Here is a 16,418-nt window from a genome sequence, read left to right as displayed (position 1 = left end):
ACGGAGCGTCAGCCGTGAAGATCCTGCTTATCGAAGATGACCGCGAAGCCGCGAGCTATCTCGTCCAGGCCCTCGACGAGGCTGGCCACGTCACCCACCACGCCGCCGATGGCGAAACTGGTTATGCCATGGCCTCGGGCATGGACTATGACGTGCTGATCGTTGACCGCATGCTGCCCCGCCGCGATGGTCTTTCCATCGTCGAAAGCCTGCGCGCCGAGGATGACAAGACGCCAGTCCTGATCCTGTCGGCTCTTGGCGAGGTCGATGATCGGGTGACCGGTCTTCGCGCTGGCGGCGATGACTATCTCACCAAGCCCTATGCCTTCACTGAACTCCTGGCGCGTGTCGAAGTACTGGCTCGGCGCTCCAGCCCCGCAGAAGCGGCCACCAGCTACAGCGTCGGCGGCCTGTCGCTTGACCGCCTGAGCCGCAAGGTCGAGCGCGATGGCGAAAATATCCTGCTCCAGCCGCGCGAATTCCGGCTGCTCGAATACCTGATGAAAAACGCCGGCAAGGTGGTCACCCGCACCATGCTGCTCGAAAATGTCTGGGACTATCACTTCGATCCGCAGACCAATGTCATCGATGTGCACATGTCGCGCCTGCGCTCCAAGATCGACAAGGGCCATGCCTCCCCGCTACTGCACACGGTGCGCGGCGCCGGCTATATGATCCGGGAGTAGGCATTGAGCCGTTTCGCCCAGGTCTGGCGGACCTCCACGGTTCGCCTCACAGCCACCTTCATCGCCATATTCATCGTCTTTGCCATCCTGCTGATGGGCTTTATCGGCTGGCAGTCGAGTGTTCAAATCCAGCGTCAGCAGACCGACGACATCGACCGCGAAATCCGCCTGTTCCAGCGCATTGAGGCCAATCAGGGCATTCGCGCGCTGGCCTTCGCCGTCAATCGACTGGCCACCCAGCCCGGCCCGGGCATCTATTTTCTAGGCGATGCGTCGGGCCTCTATTTGTTGGGTAACATCACCGACGTTCCTGCCGAAGTGGTGATCGAGCCGGGTGTCTATAGCTTCGAGTACGAGCGGCCCAACCCCCTGGGCGAGGAAGCCACCGGCCGGCAGCGCGAAGGGGTGGCGGTCGTTCGCTCGATTGAGCTGGGCAATGGCATGCGCCTGGTGGTCGGCCGGGACGTGGTCGAACGCCGCGGTTACTCCGCCATCATCCTCCAGAGCTTCCTCGTTGGCGTCGTCGGCATCATTCTCTTCTCCCTGATCGCGGGTGGCATCACCGCGCGGCGCGTTCTGCGTCGTATCGACACCATCCAGCACACCTCGACCAAAATCATGTCGGGCAACCTCTCTGAGCGCGTGCCAGTCACCGATCGCAATGACGAGTTCGATGCCCTGGCGACCAATCTTAACGCCATGCTCGACCGCATCGAGCAACTTCTGCAGGGCTTGAAGGAAGTTACTGACAATGTCGCTCACGACCTCAAGACCCCGCTGACCCGGTTGCGCAACCAGGCCGAGGCGGCCCTGCGCGATACGGCAACCGCCGAAACGCGGGAAATGGCCCTCGAAACCGTCATTGCCGAGAGCGACCGCCTGATCCAGACTTTCAATGCCTTGCTGATGATTGCCCGCGCCGAGGCCGGTGCGCCGTCGGGGGCGCTCACCGAAATCAATGTCAGCGACATTGTTGCCGACGTGGCCGAGCTCTATGGTCCGGTCGCCGAAGATGCGGGCATTGTGGTGGACACCAATGTCGAGCCTGGCGTGACCCTCAAGGCCAATCGCGAACTGGTTGGTCAAGCCATGGTCAACCTGCTCGAAAACGCGGTGAAATACGCCCGCCCTGAAGATGGCAGCTCCGGGCGGATCAGCGTCGAACTGCGCCGCGAGGCTGGGCGCGTCCGCATCATCGTGGCCGACAATGGCGCAGGCATTCCCGAAGCGGATCGCCAGCGCGTCCTGGAACGCTTTGTGCGCCTCGAAAAGAGCCGTTCCGAGCCTGGGTCCGGCCTTGGTCTGTCGCTGGTCAATGCTGTTGCGCGGCTGCATGGCGGCAGCCTTCGCATCGAGGACAATGCTCCCGGTGTACGGGCTGTGATCGAATTGCCGGCTGGCTGACGCCACGCCTTGCGGGGTGTGAGGGGGCAGGGTATGCCTCAAAAATGAGCACAATCCTTTCGCCGCTGCCGCCCGTCGACCACCCCAATTTCGATGCACTTCTGGCCGAGCTGCCGGAGGCTGATGTCGCGTCGCTGCGGATCGCCGCCCCACTTTTGGGGCCGCTTCTGGAGGCGGCTCCCTATCTGCTCGAGCTGACTCGCGAGCATTCCGGCTGGCTGGCCGAGGCGCTGAACGCCGGGCCTGACGTCGCCGTCGCCGCTCTGCTGGCGGACGTGGCCAAGTCTGGGCGCCGTGACGACGAGGCCGGTGTCGGTGCCCTGCTGCGTGCTGCCAAGGGCCGCACTGCTCTATTGGCTGCCGTTGCCGAGACCGGCGGCGCCTGGTCCACCGCCCGGGCCACTGAATCCCTCTCGGATCTGGCTGACGCGGCGCTCGAAGCCGCTCTCGACCTGTTGATGCGTCAGGCCTTTGAAAAAGGTCAGCTCGCGATCCCCGCGGAAGCTGCCACGGCCGCCAACTGCGGTCTTGCCATCTTTGCCCTCGGCAAGCATGGCGGGCGCGAGCTCAACTATTCGTCCGACATCGACATCGTCGCCTTTTTTGATCCGCAGAAGCCGGTTCTGGCCGATCCCTCCGAGGCGACGAAAATCTATTCGCGCATGGTGCAGAAGCTGGTCGGCCTGATGGAGGACCGGCTGGTCGGCGGGTATGTGTTCCGCACTGATCTGCGCCTGCGTCCCGACCCCGGCTCAACCCCCGTGGCCATTTCGGTCGATGCGGCGCTGGCCTATTATGAGGTGCGCGGCCAGAACTGGGAGCGCGCCGCCTGGATCAAGTCGCGGCCCTGCGCCGGTGACAAGGCGGTGGGCGAAGCCTTCCTCAAGGAGCTGGCGCCCTATGTCTGGCGCAAGCATCTCGACTTCGCCACCATCGCTGATATCCAGGCGATGAAGCGTCAGATCAACGTCTCCAAGAAGGTTGGCGACATCCGGGTCGAGGGGCATAATGTCAAGCTCGGGCGCGGCGGCATCCGCGAGATCGAGTTCTTCGCCCAGACCCAGCAATTGATCGCCGGCGGGCGGGACAAGGCGCTGCGGGTGCGCCCTACGGCAGAGGCGCTGGCCGCGCTGGCCGCGGCCAATTGGATCAGTCCGACGACCGCCGAAGAGCTGACCGAAACCTACTGGTTCCTGCGCGCCGTTGAAAATCGCCTGCAGATGCTGCGCGACGAACAGACCCATATCATGCCAGACAGCGCCGATGACGTGGCGGTGATTGGCCGGTTGATGGGCGAGGCCGATTTGGGGGTCTTCGAAAAGCGCTACCGGGCCGCATTGGAGCGGGTGGCGCGCTATTATGCCGAACTCTTCACCCAGGGCGAGACGCTGGGGTCCGACCACGGCAATCTGGTCTTTACCGGCAGCGACGACGATCCGGGCACTCTCGAAACCCTCACGGCCATGGGCTTTGCCGAAGCGCACAAGGCCATCGAGACAGTGCGCAAATGGCATTATGGCAGCTATGCCGCCACCCGCACCTCTGCGGCTCGCGCGCATCTGACCGAGTTGCTGCCGGCGCTTCTGCTGACCTTGGGGCGCGCCGGCAATGCCGACATGGCGCTGGCCCATTTCGACGATTTCCTGTCGCGACTGCCCGGCGGCGTGCAGCTTTTTGCGCTGCTTCGCAATCACGCGCAGCTGCGCACGCTCCTGGTGCAGTTCATGGCCTCGGCGCCGCGCATGGCCGAAGCGGTGATCCACCGCGCCCATGTCATGGACGGGTTGATCGACCCGGCCTTTGCCAATGATGTCACCCACCGGCATGTGCTCGTCGCCAAGGTGGACGCTTTCCTTGCTGAGGCCCGCTCCTACGAGGACCTGATTGATCGTGCCCGCATCATCGGCCAGGAACAGAAATTCCTTGTTGCGGCAGGCCTTCTGTCGGGCACCGTGACTGCCCATGGGGCAGGGGAGCAATTCACCGCCCTGGCCGAAACCCTGTTGCACCGGCTGTTTGATCGCGTGCAGGACGAGTTCGCCGTTCGCCATGGCCGCATACCCGGCGCCGAGATCGCCGTGCTGGCCTTCGGCAAGATGGCCAGTGGTGAGATGACCTTCACCTCTGATCTCGATTTCATCCTGCTCTACGATGCGCCCGACACCGAATCCGATGGGGAGCGCCAGCTTTCCACCCCGCACTATTTTGCCCGCCTGACCCAGCGCCTTGTCGCCGCCGTATCCGCTCCGACCGCGGAGGGCGTGCTTTACGAGGCAGACATGCGCCTGCGTCCCTCGGGCAATTCGGGGCCGCTGGCCACCAGCCTCGCGGGCTTCCGCGCCTATCACAAGGACAATGCCTGGACCTGGGAACACCTGGCGCTGAGCCGTGCCCGTGTGATCGCGGCGACTGGCGAGCTTGGTCGCAAGGTGGACGCGGAAATAGCCGAGGTCATGTCCCGCCCGCGCGATATCCGCAAGACCATAGAGGACGTTATTTCCATGCGGGCGCTCATGGCCAAGGAGCGCAAGCCGCGCCACGCGTTTGATCTGAAGCTGGCACCCGGCGGCCTGGTCGACCTCGAATTCATTGCCCAGTCAGCACAATTGGTCGCGGGCGCACAAGTCGACCTGCCACAGGCCACTACGGCGCGGGTATTGGCGCGATTGGGGGAAATCGGGCTGGTGCCCACCGGTCAGCGCCTGGCCGAAATCCATGGGGTCTATTCCACCGCATTGCAGGTGATGAGCTCGGCCCTGGTCAGCCCCTTCAAGGAAGAGGCCTGGACGCCCGCCTTCAAGGAACTGCTGGCGCACCTGTCCAATTATCCCGATTTCGGGCGGCTCGAGCTCGATGTCGCGCAGATGCAGCAGGAGGTGCAGGCCGCGGTGGCCGAATGGTACGATAAGGCTGCTGCGCTCTGACCGATCAGGCCGCGATCAGGCCGGCAGCGGCAGGATCGATGGGAAGCGAAATTGCTACGGTTGTCCCGAGCGTCGGACTTGAATCGATGGCGATGCGACCGCCGCTCAATTCGGCAATGGCGCGGGCAATCGAAATGCCGAGGCCCGGCCCGCCGCCCTCGCGCGCAAAGCTGGCATCGCCCAGTGCAAAGGGCTGGCTGAGGCTGGCGAGGCGCTCCTCGTTCATGCCGATGCCGGTGTCGCTGACTTCGATCACCACGCCATCGTCGGCGGCGAAGCTGGCCAGCGTGACCTTGCCGCCTGCGCTGGTGAAGCGCATGGCATTGTCCATGATATTGCCGACCATGCGAATGAACCCCAGGCGGTCGCCGCGCAGCACGGCGCCGGTGCCGGGGCGAATATCAAGCGTGATCCCGGCGCGCTGTGCCTGTCCCTGGAAGCGCTGCACCACGGCGCCCAGAACTTCGTCAAGCAGCACCGGATCCTGCCGCAGCGGCTTGCTGCCATTGTCCAGTTCGGCCAGGTCGAGAATGGCGGCGAAAGAAGCCAGCAGATGCTCTCCCGAGGCCTTGATGGTCTTTACATAATCGGCGTACCGCTGGTCACCCAGCGGGCCATAGGTCTGATGCTGCATCAGGTCGGCAAAGCCGATGATGTGGTTGAGCGGCGTGCGCACGTCGTGGCTGAGATGCGCGAGGAAATTGGTCTTGGCGCGGCTGGCCGCCTCGGCCTTGAGCTTTTCCTCATGATAGCGCCGCGCCAGAAGGCGTTGCTCGTCGCGAATGGCATGCAGCAAGGCGTCGGTGCGCTTGGTCTCGGTAATGTCGGACACCAGCGTCATGAACGCCCCATCGCCCAGGGGCCGTTCGTCGATCTGGAGGCAGGTGCCGTCTTCGCAGTGCAGTTCGAGCAGGCGCAGGCTGCTATCTTCGCGCACCAGCTTCATGTAGCCACCGGCGATCAATCGGCTCACGGCCTGATGGTAGGTGAGCTTGGTGTCGTCGAGGTCCAGGCGTTGGCGGTATTGATCATTGCAGACAATCAACTGACCGGTACCGGTCCAGCATGCCAGGCCCATCGGGATCGCTGCGGCCAATTGGTGGTAACTGTCGCGTTGCGCCGTATCGGGCATGCCGGTTCGGCGGCGTCGGGTTGCCGCCAGGGTAAACAGGCCAGCCAGCGCAAATGCTGCGGCGCCGCGCCCGGCAATGCCGGCAAGGGCGCTGGTCGGCGTGGCTGAAAGCGTAAGCGTGCCATGGGGTTCTGCCGTCAGCTCCAGCGACAGGGGGGCCATCGGTTCGCTGGCTGGGGCGGCAAGGCTCGCCTGCATCACCCCGCCAAACAAGCCTTCCGAGGCCTCGATGACTTTCCGTGCACCCTCGGGCGAGCGCAGCGCCAGGTCGGCCGCCAGCATCTCCCCGATGACCAAGAGGTCGCGGCGGACACCGGAGAATGTGCGGGTGGCGTCGTAGATGACAAACAGGCTGGCGGCGAGAAAAGCGGTGGCGGCGACGGCCGCTGTTGTGCGGGTGAACCGTTTGAAGGATGCGGTGCTCCTCGTCGGGCGGCGATGCTTGTTTTCAAATCCTGTGCCGACGCGGAATCCAAGTGCGCCGGCGCCGGATGCCCCCGACGACCGCATGAAATTCTCCATCCTTGAAAGGGATTTAGCCCCAAACCAAACTTGCCCTTAACAAGGTATGAATCAGGTCGCCCTGCGTTGTCCAGAGCGCCTTGCGGGCCGTTTTTGGTCGAAATGGAAAAAGCAGAGTCCGCTGAATCACTTAGCGGAAAAGAAAAATTCTTCCAAAAATTCGGGCTTCGTTCAGGCAGTCAAAGAAGGACCGGGGAGCGGCAGTCGCCACCCCCCAAAATGCCTCTATCCAGCCAGGATACGGTCGAGGATTTCCCCGACATTGCGGCTGAGTTTGTGCTGGTCCTTGAGCGCCTGCAGGGCCTCGATGCCGGCGGTGCGGCGTGACTGCTCCAGAGTGGGCAGAATGCGGAACCCGGTCAGGATGCGCGAAGCTACCTGCGGGTTGACCTTGTCGATGTCCACAATGGCCTCGGTGATGAACCGGAAGCCCAATCCATCGGCGCGAGTGAACTGCACCGGGTTGGTCATCGCGAAACTGCCCAGGAGCGAGCGCAACCTGTTCGGATTGGTGCGCGGGAAGTCGGGTGCTGCAAGGGTAGCGCGCATCCGCTCGATAACCCCGTCGTCGGTGGCCTGAGCGGAAGCTGTGAGCCACTTGTCGAACACCAATGGATCGCCGGCAAAGCGAGTGCGGAAATCGCCAAGCAGGGCAGGCGCGCCAGGGGTCCAGTTGCGCGCCGATATTGCCATGGCCGCGTAGCGCTCGGTCATGTTGGTGGCGTCATTGTACTGACGGTCGGCAAGTTCGGCGCCCCTGTCCGATCCCGTCGTCAGCAGGCCGAGCAGGCCATTGCGCAGCGAGCGGCTGCCCGCCTGTGCGGCGTCCGGGCTATAGGGTCCCGAGACCGCAAGGCCGTGATAAATCGCCTCCAGCTTTTCCGCCACCGGGCCGACGAGGGCCGTGACCAGGTCCTTGCGGGCGGCGGCAACCGCATCGGGGTTCACATCCTTGCCGATATGCCGCCCGACCACGGTATCGGCCGGAATGTCGATGGCCTGCGCCTTGTAGGCGGGGTCGAGGTCAGGGTTTTCCAGCGTGTCGACCAGAGCTTGGCGCAGCGCATCCACCTCGCCCGCGCTCCATGCCGTTCCGAGCGCCGCATTGGCGATCAGCGTCGTCGCTGCCGTCTGCAAGGCGTCCCAGCGATTGAATGGGTCGCTGTCGTGCCGGGCAAGGAACAGCAAGTCTTCCTGGCCAAGGTTGCTGGTCACTTTGACCGGTGCCGAGAAACCGCGGAACAGCGAGGGCACCGGCTTGTTGGCGACGCCGGCAAAGGTCAAAGTGACGCTCTCGGTGTCGAGCAGGATCAGATCGTCCTCAACCGTGCCGCCGGAAACCTTGCTCCAGCCCATCGGGCTGCCATTGGGGCCGATCAGCCCGAACCGCACCGGGATCACCAGCGGCTTCTTGGTGGCCTCGCCAGGGGTCGGCTCCACCTTCTGGCTCAGGGTCAGCGTATAGGTTTGGCTGGCAGCATCATAATTGTCGGAGACGTTGACCTGCGGCGTGCCGGCCTGCAGGTACCAGGTGGAAAACTGGCTGAGGTCACGGCCGCTGGAATCCTCGAACACCTTGATGAAGGCTTCGATAGTGGTCGCATCCCCGTCATGGCGCTCGAAATAAAGATCGGTCGCCTTGCGGAAGCCGGCTTCGCCCAGAAGCGTTGCCAGCATGCGCACGATCTCCGCGCCCTTTTCGTAAACCGTGGTGGTGTAGAAGTTGTTGATCTCGCGGTACTGGTCCGGCCGCGGCGGGTGCGCCAGCGGACCGCCATCCTCGGGGAACTGGCTGGTCCTGAGGTTTTGCACGTCGTGGATGCGCTGCACCGGGCGGCTGCGCTCGTCCGAGGTGAATTCCTGGTCCCGGAAGACCGTCAGGCCTTCCTTGAGACACAGCTGGAACCAGTCGCGGCAGGTAATGCGGTTGCCGGTCCAATTGTGGAAATACTCATGCGCAATGACCCGTTCGATGCCATGGTAGTTGGCGTCGGTCGCGGTCTCGGGCTTGGCGAACACCAGCCGGTCATTGAAAATATTGAGCCCCTTGTTCTCCATCGCCCCGAAATTGAAATCGGAGACGGCAACGATGTTGAACACGTCGAGGTCATATTCGCGCCCGAAGCGGCGTTCGTCCCAGGCCATGGAGCGCTTGAGGCTGTCCATGGCGTAGAGGCATTCGTCTTCCTTGCCATGGGTGCAGTAGATGCCGAGGTCCACCTTGCGACCGCTCATCGTCGTAAAGCTGTCGGTGATCGAGCCCAGATCCCCCGCCACCAGTGCGAAGAGGTAGGCCGGTTTGAGGAACGGGTCTTCCCAGACGGCAAAGTGCATGCCCTCGCCCGCGTCGCCGCTTTCCACCAGATTGCCGTTTGCCAGCAGCACCGGCGCCACGGCGCGCGGCGCGCTCATGCGCACCTTGAACGGCGCCAAAACGTCGGGGCGGTCGAGATAATAGGTGATGCGGCGGAAGCCTTCCGGCTCGCACTGCGTGCACCATGTGCCGCTCGAGCGGTAGAGCCCCATCAGCTTGGTGTTGGCCGCCGGATTGAGCGTGACCTCGGTCTCGAGCACGAAGCGGCGATGCGGCGGCTCCATCAGGGTCAGGCTGTTGGCATCGCTGACATAGGCTGAGAGCACCAGCGGCGCGCCATCCACGGCAATGGAATCGAGCTTGAGTTCATCGCCGTCGAGCACCAGCGGCGTGCCCGGCGCGGTCTGCTCGCGCGGTTCGATGGTCAGCTGCGTCCGCACGCGGGTGCTGTCCTCGAGAATTTTGAAATCAAGCTCTACTGACACGATCCGGTAGGGGGTCGGGGCATAGTCCTTGAGGTAGATGGTTTGTTCACTCTCGGTGCGCATGCAGCGGTCCAATTGTCATGGTGTTCTGGCTATAAGGTGTGGCCGTCCGGTGACAGCCGACTCTGCGTTCTCGTGTATCCTATGCGGCTCTCGACTGCATAGCATGACTCTTATGGCGTCAATTGAGACCCCATTGAGGAGGAGGCGCTAAGCAGCCGCCTGCACGACGTTCCTCTGATCCGTTTGGGATGCACGAGCGCCGGTTCCGAATTTTCCGCACGGGTACCCGCCGTCGGCCATCAATGCCTGGTCCTCAGTCCCGCTTGAGGACGCAAGGATATTGGCCATCGTCCTGAAGCCGTGAATGACAATGAGATGGTCGTACAAAATGTTGCAATGGTTTGAAAAACGGGTTGATCCCTATCCTCAGTCCGAACCCGTCGAGCCGCCCAAGGGCCTGCTTGCCTTCTGCCTGCACTATAGCGATGGCGCCAAGCGCTGGCTCGCGGCCATGACCATTCTGGGCGCGGCCATTGCCGCGCTCGAAATCATGCTCTTTGGCTTCATGGGCTCCATCGTCGACTGGCTGGGCTCCGCCAATCCTGAGACTTTCCTTGCCGAAGAAGGCTGGAAGCTCGCCGGCATGGGCGTGCTGCTGATGGTGGTGATCCCGCTGCTGCAGGTCACCGATTCCATGATCATCCATCAGGGCTTGTTGGGCAATTTCCCCCAGCGCATCAGATGGATGGCGCATCGCTATCTCATCCGCCAGTCGATGAGCTACTTCCAGGACGAGTTCGCCGGCCGCATCGGTGCCAAGTTGATGCAAACGGCGCTGGCCGTGCGCGAAGTGGTGATGAAGGTGCTCGACGTCACTGTCTATGTGATCGTCTATTTTACCGGCGCTGTGGTGCTGGCCTTCCTCAGCGATCCCTGGCTGGCTGTGCCCTTCATTGTCTGGCTGGTGCTTTACCTCGGCCTGCTGCGCCATTTCATCCCGCGCCTGGGCAAGATTTCCGAGGCGCAGGCCGATGCGCGCTCGCTCATGACCGGCCGCATTGTCGATAGCTATACCAATATCGCCACGGTCAAGCTGTTCTCCCATTCCAAGCGCGAAGAGGGCTATGCCCGCGAGGCCATGGATGGGTTCCTGGGCACAGTGCACCGTCAGATGCGCATGGTGACGCTGCTTCAGGTCTCGATCACGCTGATGAACTGCACCTTGCTGTTCGCGGTCTTCGCCGTCGGCATCTGGCAGTGGCTGGGCGGCAACATGACCCCCGGTGCCATTGCCGTGGCCGCAGCATTGGTGCTGCGCTTCCAGGGCATGAGCCAGTGGGTCATGTGGGAAATGTCGGCGCTGTTCGAGAATATCGGCGTCGTGCGCGACGGCATCTCGTCCATTTCGCTGCCGCGCGTCGTGGCCGACAAGCCCGAGGCCAAGCCGATCGGCACGGTCAATGGCGACATCAAGTTCGAGAACATCTCGTTCCACTATGGCAAGTCCAAGGGCGTCATCGAAGGGCTGAACCTGCATATCCAGCCCGGCGAAAAGATCGGCCTGGTCGGGCGTTCAGGCGCCGGCAAGTCGACCATCGTCAACCTGCTGCTGCGCTTCTACGACCGGCAGGACGGCCGCATCCTGATCGACGGGCAGGACATCGCCGAGGTCACGCAGGACAGCCTGCGCGCCAATATCGGCGTCGTCACCCAGGATACGTCGCTGCTGCATCGCTCGGTACGCGAGAATATTCTCTATGGCCGCCCCGATGCCACTGAGGAGATGATGATCGCCGCCGCCGAACAGGCCGAGGCCACCGATTTCATTCCCGGCCTCACTGACCCCAAGAACCGCAAGGGCTACGATGCCCATGTCGGCGAGCGGGGCGTGAAGCTGTCCGGGGGGCAGCGCCAGCGTATTGCCATTGCCCGGGTGCTGCTCAAGAACGCCCCGATCCTGGTGCTGGACGAAGCCACCTCCGCCCTCGATTCCGAGGTGGAGGCGGCCATCCAGAGCCAGCTGCAGCGTCTGATGCAGGGCAAGACGGTGATCGCCATCGCCCACCGCCTTTCGACCATCGCCATGATGGATCGCCTGGTGGTCCTCGATAAGGGCCAGATCGTCGAGCAGGGCACCCATGCCGAACTCGTCAACAGCGGTGGCATCTACAGCCATCTCTGGGCGCGCCAGAGCGGCGGCTTCCTCGATCTCGACGAGGCAGAGGAAGCGGCGCAGTAACTTGTTCACCTCTCCCTTTGGGGGAGAGGTCGACGCGTAGCGTCGGGTGAGGGGGCCTTGTAGCCTTGCCGAAGGCCCCCTCACCCGGCTCGCAAGAGCGATCCGACCTCTCCCCCAAAGGGAGAGGTGAAGACAAACCTACAACCCAAGGAGAACCCAGATGGGTGACACCAATACGATCCGACTGATCCCGCATCCCGCTGCCGCAACGGCTGCCAGACACACCCAATCGGACCGATACCGAACCTGACCGAGCCCGGATATCTCGCTCAGGCGCGGCTCAATAAAAGAGCAGAACAATGTTCAACCGCGTCGTCGCCTATTTCGACAATCTCTATTCGCCCGTAGCACTGGCCGAAAACCGCCAGCCACCCATGGGCCTTTCCGCCTTTGTTGGCTATTTCATCGGCCAGTTCCGCGCCGCTTTCATCCTGCGCATCATTCTCGTATCCATCGGCTCTGTCGCTGATGCGCTGATGCCGGTGTTTGTCGGTCTCGTCGTGGGCATGCTGGCCACCACCAATCCCGGCGAAATCTTTGACCTGCACAGCCAGACCCTGCTCTGGATGGTGTTTGTCATCGTCCTTGTCCGGCCGCTGACCTTCCTTATGGACACGCTGATCCGCAACCACGGCATCGTTCCAAACCTGGTCGATCTCATCCGCTGGCAGAGCCATTGGCATGTGATCCGGCAGAGCTGGACCTTCTTCCAGAATGACTTTGCCGGGCGTATCGCCAACAAGATCATCCAGGCCGGCGAAGCCATCGAGATCGGTGTGAACCTCACCATCGACGCAGCCTGGTATGCGCTGGTTTTCGTCGTCGTCGCCATCGTGGTGCTGGCCGGTCTCGATCCGGTGCTGCTGGTGCCGATCGGCGTCTGGCTGTTGCTCTACGCCGTGCTCTTCACCATCGCCATGCCGCTCATTGCCCGCTATTCCGAGACGCTCTCGGAGGCCAAGTCGGTGATGACCGGCCGGATCGTGGATAGCTACACCAATATCCAGACCCTCAAGACCTTCGCCACCGGCGGGCACGAGGACCGCTATGTGGCCGATAGCGTGATGGATCACGCGGTCGAGTTCCGCAGGCTGATGCGGGTCTTCACCTACATGTGGTCCGTGCTGTTCCTGCTCAACGCCGGCTTGGTGGTCTCGGTCACTTGGCTGGCGCTGACGGGCTGGAACAATGGCACGCTGAGCGCGGCCGCGGTGGCGACCGCCATCCCCTTTGCCCTACAGATCATGAACATGAGCGGCTGGATTCTCGAAATCGGCTCCAACATTTTTCGTCAGGTCGGCACGACGCGGGATTCGATGGATACCATCGCCCAGCCCCTGACCATGCTGGACGCGCCCGAGGCACCGCCGCTTGCGGTGGCGTCGGGCGAACTGGTCTACGACAATGTCAGCTTCAACTACTGGCGCGGCAAGCAGGGCTCGGTCATCGACGGGTTCAGTCTCAATGTCGCGCCGGGCGAGAAGATCGGCCTTGTCGGACGTTCGGGCTCGGGCAAGTCTACGCTGGTGAACCTGGCCCTGCGCATGTTCGATGTGCAGGACGGCGCCATCCGCATTGATGGGCAGGATGTGCGGTCGGTCACCCAGGAAAGCCTCCGCGCCGCCATTGGCCTTGTCAGCCAGGACACATCGCTCTTGCACCGCTCGGTGCGGGAGAACCTCAAATACGGTCGCCACGACGCTACCGACGAGGAGATGATCCGCGCTGCCGAACAGGCCAATGTCCACGACGTCATCATGGGTCTGTCCGATCCGCAGGGCCGTGCCGGTTATGATGCCCATGTGGGTGAACGTGGGGTCAAGCTCTCGGGTGGACAGCGCCAGCGCGTCGCCATCGCCCGGGTGCTGCTCAAGAACGCCCCGATCCTGGTGCTCGACGAGGCGACCTCAGCGCTTGATTCCGAAGTCGAGGCGGCCATTCAGGAACAGCTGACCCAGCTCATGCGCGGCAAGACGGTGGTGGCTATCGCCCATCGCCTCTCGACCATTGCCGCCATGGACCGGCTGGTGGTTCTCGAACAGGGCCGGATCGTCGAAGAGGGCACCCACGCCCAGCTGCTGGCCTCGGGCGGGCACTATGCCATGCTCTGGGAGCGTCAGTCTGGTGGCTTCTTGGACTTGGAGGCGTCCTGAAGGGCCAATCGCGCCAGTGGCGCGATTGAAGCCGACAAGGCCATGAGGGCTCCGCCCGAATGGCGGGGCGTCCGGAAGGGCCAATCGCGCCAGTGGGGCGCTTGAAGCCGACAAGGCCTTGAGGGCTACGCCCGAATGGCGGGGCGTACTGAAAGGCCAATCGCGCCTGTGGCGCGATTGAATCCGATAAGGCGCTGAGGGCTACGCCCGAAAGGCGGGGCGTCCTGAACGGCCAATCGCGCCAGTGGCGCGCATGAAGCCGACAAGGCCATGAGGGCTACGCCCGAATGGCGGGGCGTCCTGAAAGGCCAATCGCGCCGGTGGCGCGATTGAAGCCGATAAGGCCATGTGGGCTACGCCCGAATGGCGGCGCACGAAATACTGGGGCGGAACCTGTTTCCGCCCCTTGGCTATCCTGCTTCGCGACCTTCGATGTGCCGCAGCGCCCGCTCGCGCTTGAAATACTCATCGAGCTGATCCGGCTTCATCGGGCGTCCGAACAGATAGCCCTGCATGACGGTGCCGCCCAGCGACACCAGTGCCCGCAGCTGCTGCTCCGTCTCGATCCCTTCAAAGACGCAGGAAATGCCCAGGTTTCGGCAAAGATCTACCATGGTCTTGACGATGGCGCGGCTCGCCGGATCATTGGTCACCTCGGCCACGAAGCTGCGGTCGATCTTGATCCGGTGCAGCGGCAGTTTCTGCACATGCGTCAGGCTGGAATGGCCAGTGCCGAAATCGTCGAGCGCGATGCGGGCGCCTAGGCCCAGCAGCGTCAGCAGCGACTGGTTGGCTTGCCGGAGGTCGCGCATCACCGCCGTCTCGGTGATCTCGAAATCGATGCGGCATGCTGATTTATGCGCCCCGAACAAGGCAACGATCTGTTCCATCGCCGTAGGCGAGCCAATGTCATTGGCCGAAAGGTTGACCGAAAGCCGGATGCCACGGGGGAGGCCGGCACACGCCACCAGCGCCTTGCGCAGGACCACCTGGGTCACCCGGTTGATCTGGCCGGTGCGCTCGGCCAGCGGAATGAAATCCACCGGCGAAACTTCGCCCAATATGGGGCTGCGCCAGCGCGCCAGCACCTCAAAGCCCGTCGTTTCACCCACCGAAACATCAAACTGAGGCTGCACCAGAATGTAGATCTCATCGTCCAGGTTGGCCGTGTCCAGCAGATGTTCCATATGCCGGGTCTGCCGCAGATCCTGCAGGTGCCGGTCGTTGAACAACACGCATCCGCCACGCTTGTCGCGCTTGGCCACCCACGTCGCATAATCGGCATGGTCGAACAGGGTTTCCGCTGTTTCGTCTGGGCCGGATGCCGCCATCCCGACGGACGCACTGATGCGCACGACGCCGAGGGGCATGTTGAACGATGGCTTGAAGGCTTCGGCAATAGCCTGCCCGTAGCGCAAATGCGCGGCCTCATCGCCCTGTTCCTCGGTGACCAGGGCAAAATTGTCGCCGTCGAGCCGCGCCAGCACCGTCCCTTCGCACAGGGCCTGGCTCAGCCGTTGTGCGACCTCGACAAGCACCAGGTCGCCAGTAATCTGGCCATAGATTTCGTTGACCGATTTGAAATTGTCGATGTCGATGCGGGCCACGGTGACCGACCGGCCTTGTTCGGCGGCGCTGGCCAGGAACTCTCTCAGCTTGCGCTCGAAGCTGCGACGATTGGGAATGCCCGTCAGGCTGTCTATATTGGCCAGCCGATGATTTTCGTCGAGCAGCCGTTGCGTGTCGATCTGGCGCTGCGCCATCGCGCTGCGCGAGGCCACCAGATCGGCAAAATCCCGATTATTGCCGAGCAGAATGATCAGCAGCACGGCAATCACAAGCGCCAGGTTCACCGCGATGGCCATCAGCGTTTCCTGGCCGGATGCCATGAAGAAGGCGGTGAAGGGACCCAGCACGCAAATGCCGACTGCTAGCGCCGCTGCCCTGACATGCATCAGGCAGAACATGCAGCCGATGGCGGTGATCCCCATGTAGAACGCGATCTGCGATTTCAGATAGGCGTCGCCATAGGGAAAAATGCTGAAGCTCCAGGCCGTAAAGCCGAGCGCCATGGCCGAGCCGACCCAGATCATCGCATTGAGGTTGCTCCGCGCTTCGGCGGCTCCAATCGCGTAGCTTCGTGTGAACCACCACATCGCCGTGCGCACGGCGCTGAGCAGGACCAGCGCGGCCGGGATATAGACAGTCAGTTCAATCGGGGCGACGCGAAAATGCGTCCAAGCGACGATCAGCGTGTTCGTCACCAGCATGGCGTACAACAACGGAACCTGCCGTCTGAGGGCGCTCCATTGTGCAAGGGCAAGATCTGGCGTGTCGGCCGGCGCCGAAATGATACTGGTGATGCGCCGGAATGCGGACATGAAACGGCCCCTCATCAGGCCAACCTATCCGCGGAAATACTAATTTATCGGAAAAAACGTTTACGGATTCCGCGCGTTCTGCCGACGGACGACTGACGCCACGGCACCCGATGAACGATCTGGTCCGCCGTCGCCATTTCACATTGAACGACATTGTAACGTTGCATTGAAATCG

Annotated in this window: 8 protein-coding genes; 5 read left to right on the top strand and 3 right to left on the bottom strand. The window is 62.8% G+C overall.

Going from position 1 to position 16,418, the window contains the following annotated elements; all coding sequences use genetic code 11:
- The first annotated feature begins 14 nt into the window (after positions 1–14).
- From NIM87_RS12000 to NIM87_RS11990, 3 genes are read left to right on the top strand one after another with little or no spacing between them, the layout of a single operon-like run.
- Positions 15–686 (top strand): response regulator transcription factor, encoded by a 672-nt coding sequence (locus NIM87_RS12000; RefSeq protein ID WP_254674924.1) that lies wholly within the window; start codon positions 15–17, stop codon positions 684–686.
- Between the two features lie 3 nt (positions 687–689).
- On the top strand, positions 690–2,090 hold the full coding sequence (locus tag NIM87_RS11995; protein ID WP_254674923.1) for a sensor histidine kinase: 1,401 nt from the start codon (positions 690–692) through the stop codon (positions 2,088–2,090).
- A gap of 44 nt (positions 2,091–2,134) precedes the next feature.
- Complete coding sequence (locus tag NIM87_RS11990; protein ID WP_254674922.1) at positions 2,135–5,014, top strand: bifunctional [glutamine synthetase] adenylyltransferase/[glutamine synthetase]-adenylyl-L-tyrosine phosphorylase; 2,880 nt, start codon at positions 2,135–2,137, stop codon at positions 5,012–5,014.
- A gap of 4 nt (positions 5,015–5,018) precedes the next feature.
- Here NIM87_RS11990 and NIM87_RS11985 read toward each other — a convergent pair whose 3' ends face one another.
- Both NIM87_RS11985 and pepN read right to left on the bottom strand, forming a co-directional pair.
- Positions 5,019–6,656, bottom strand: coding sequence for a sensor histidine kinase (locus tag NIM87_RS11985; protein WP_254674921.1), 1,638 nt, complete (start codon positions 6,654–6,656; stop codon positions 5,019–5,021).
- 237 nt (positions 6,657–6,893) lie between these two features.
- The gene (pepN, locus tag NIM87_RS11980; protein WP_254674920.1) at positions 6,894–9,530 is read right to left on the bottom strand and encodes an aminopeptidase N; all 2,637 of its coding nucleotides are present in this window, start codon (positions 9,528–9,530) and stop codon (positions 6,894–6,896) included.
- 328 nt (positions 9,531–9,858) lie between these two features.
- Between pepN and NIM87_RS11975 the strand changes: the two genes are divergently transcribed.
- Positions 9,859–11,709 (top strand): ABC transporter ATP-binding protein, encoded by a 1,851-nt coding sequence (locus tag NIM87_RS11975; protein ID WP_254674919.1) that lies wholly within the window; start codon positions 9,859–9,861, stop codon positions 11,707–11,709.
- Between the two features lie 299 nt (positions 11,710–12,008).
- Positions 12,009–13,862: an ABC transporter ATP-binding protein gene (locus NIM87_RS11970; RefSeq protein ID WP_254674918.1), complete on the top strand. Its 1,854-nt coding sequence runs from the start codon at positions 12,009–12,011 to the stop codon at positions 13,860–13,862.
- Positions 13,863–14,272: 410 nt separating this feature from the next.
- On the opposite strand, the gene NIM87_RS11965 is transcribed toward NIM87_RS11970, so the two are convergent.
- Positions 14,273–16,243: a putative bifunctional diguanylate cyclase/phosphodiesterase gene (locus tag NIM87_RS11965; protein WP_254674917.1), complete on the bottom strand. Its 1,971-nt coding sequence runs from the start codon at positions 16,241–16,243 to the stop codon at positions 14,273–14,275.
- Between the last annotated feature and the right edge of the window lie 175 nt (positions 16,244–16,418).

This window comes from Devosia ureilytica (assembly GCF_024273195.1).
Lineage (GTDB): Bacteria > Pseudomonadota > Alphaproteobacteria > Rhizobiales > Devosiaceae > Devosia > Devosia ureilytica.
Note: the sequence above shows the minus strand (reverse complement) of the source record. Positions and strands in the feature narration are given on the sequence as shown.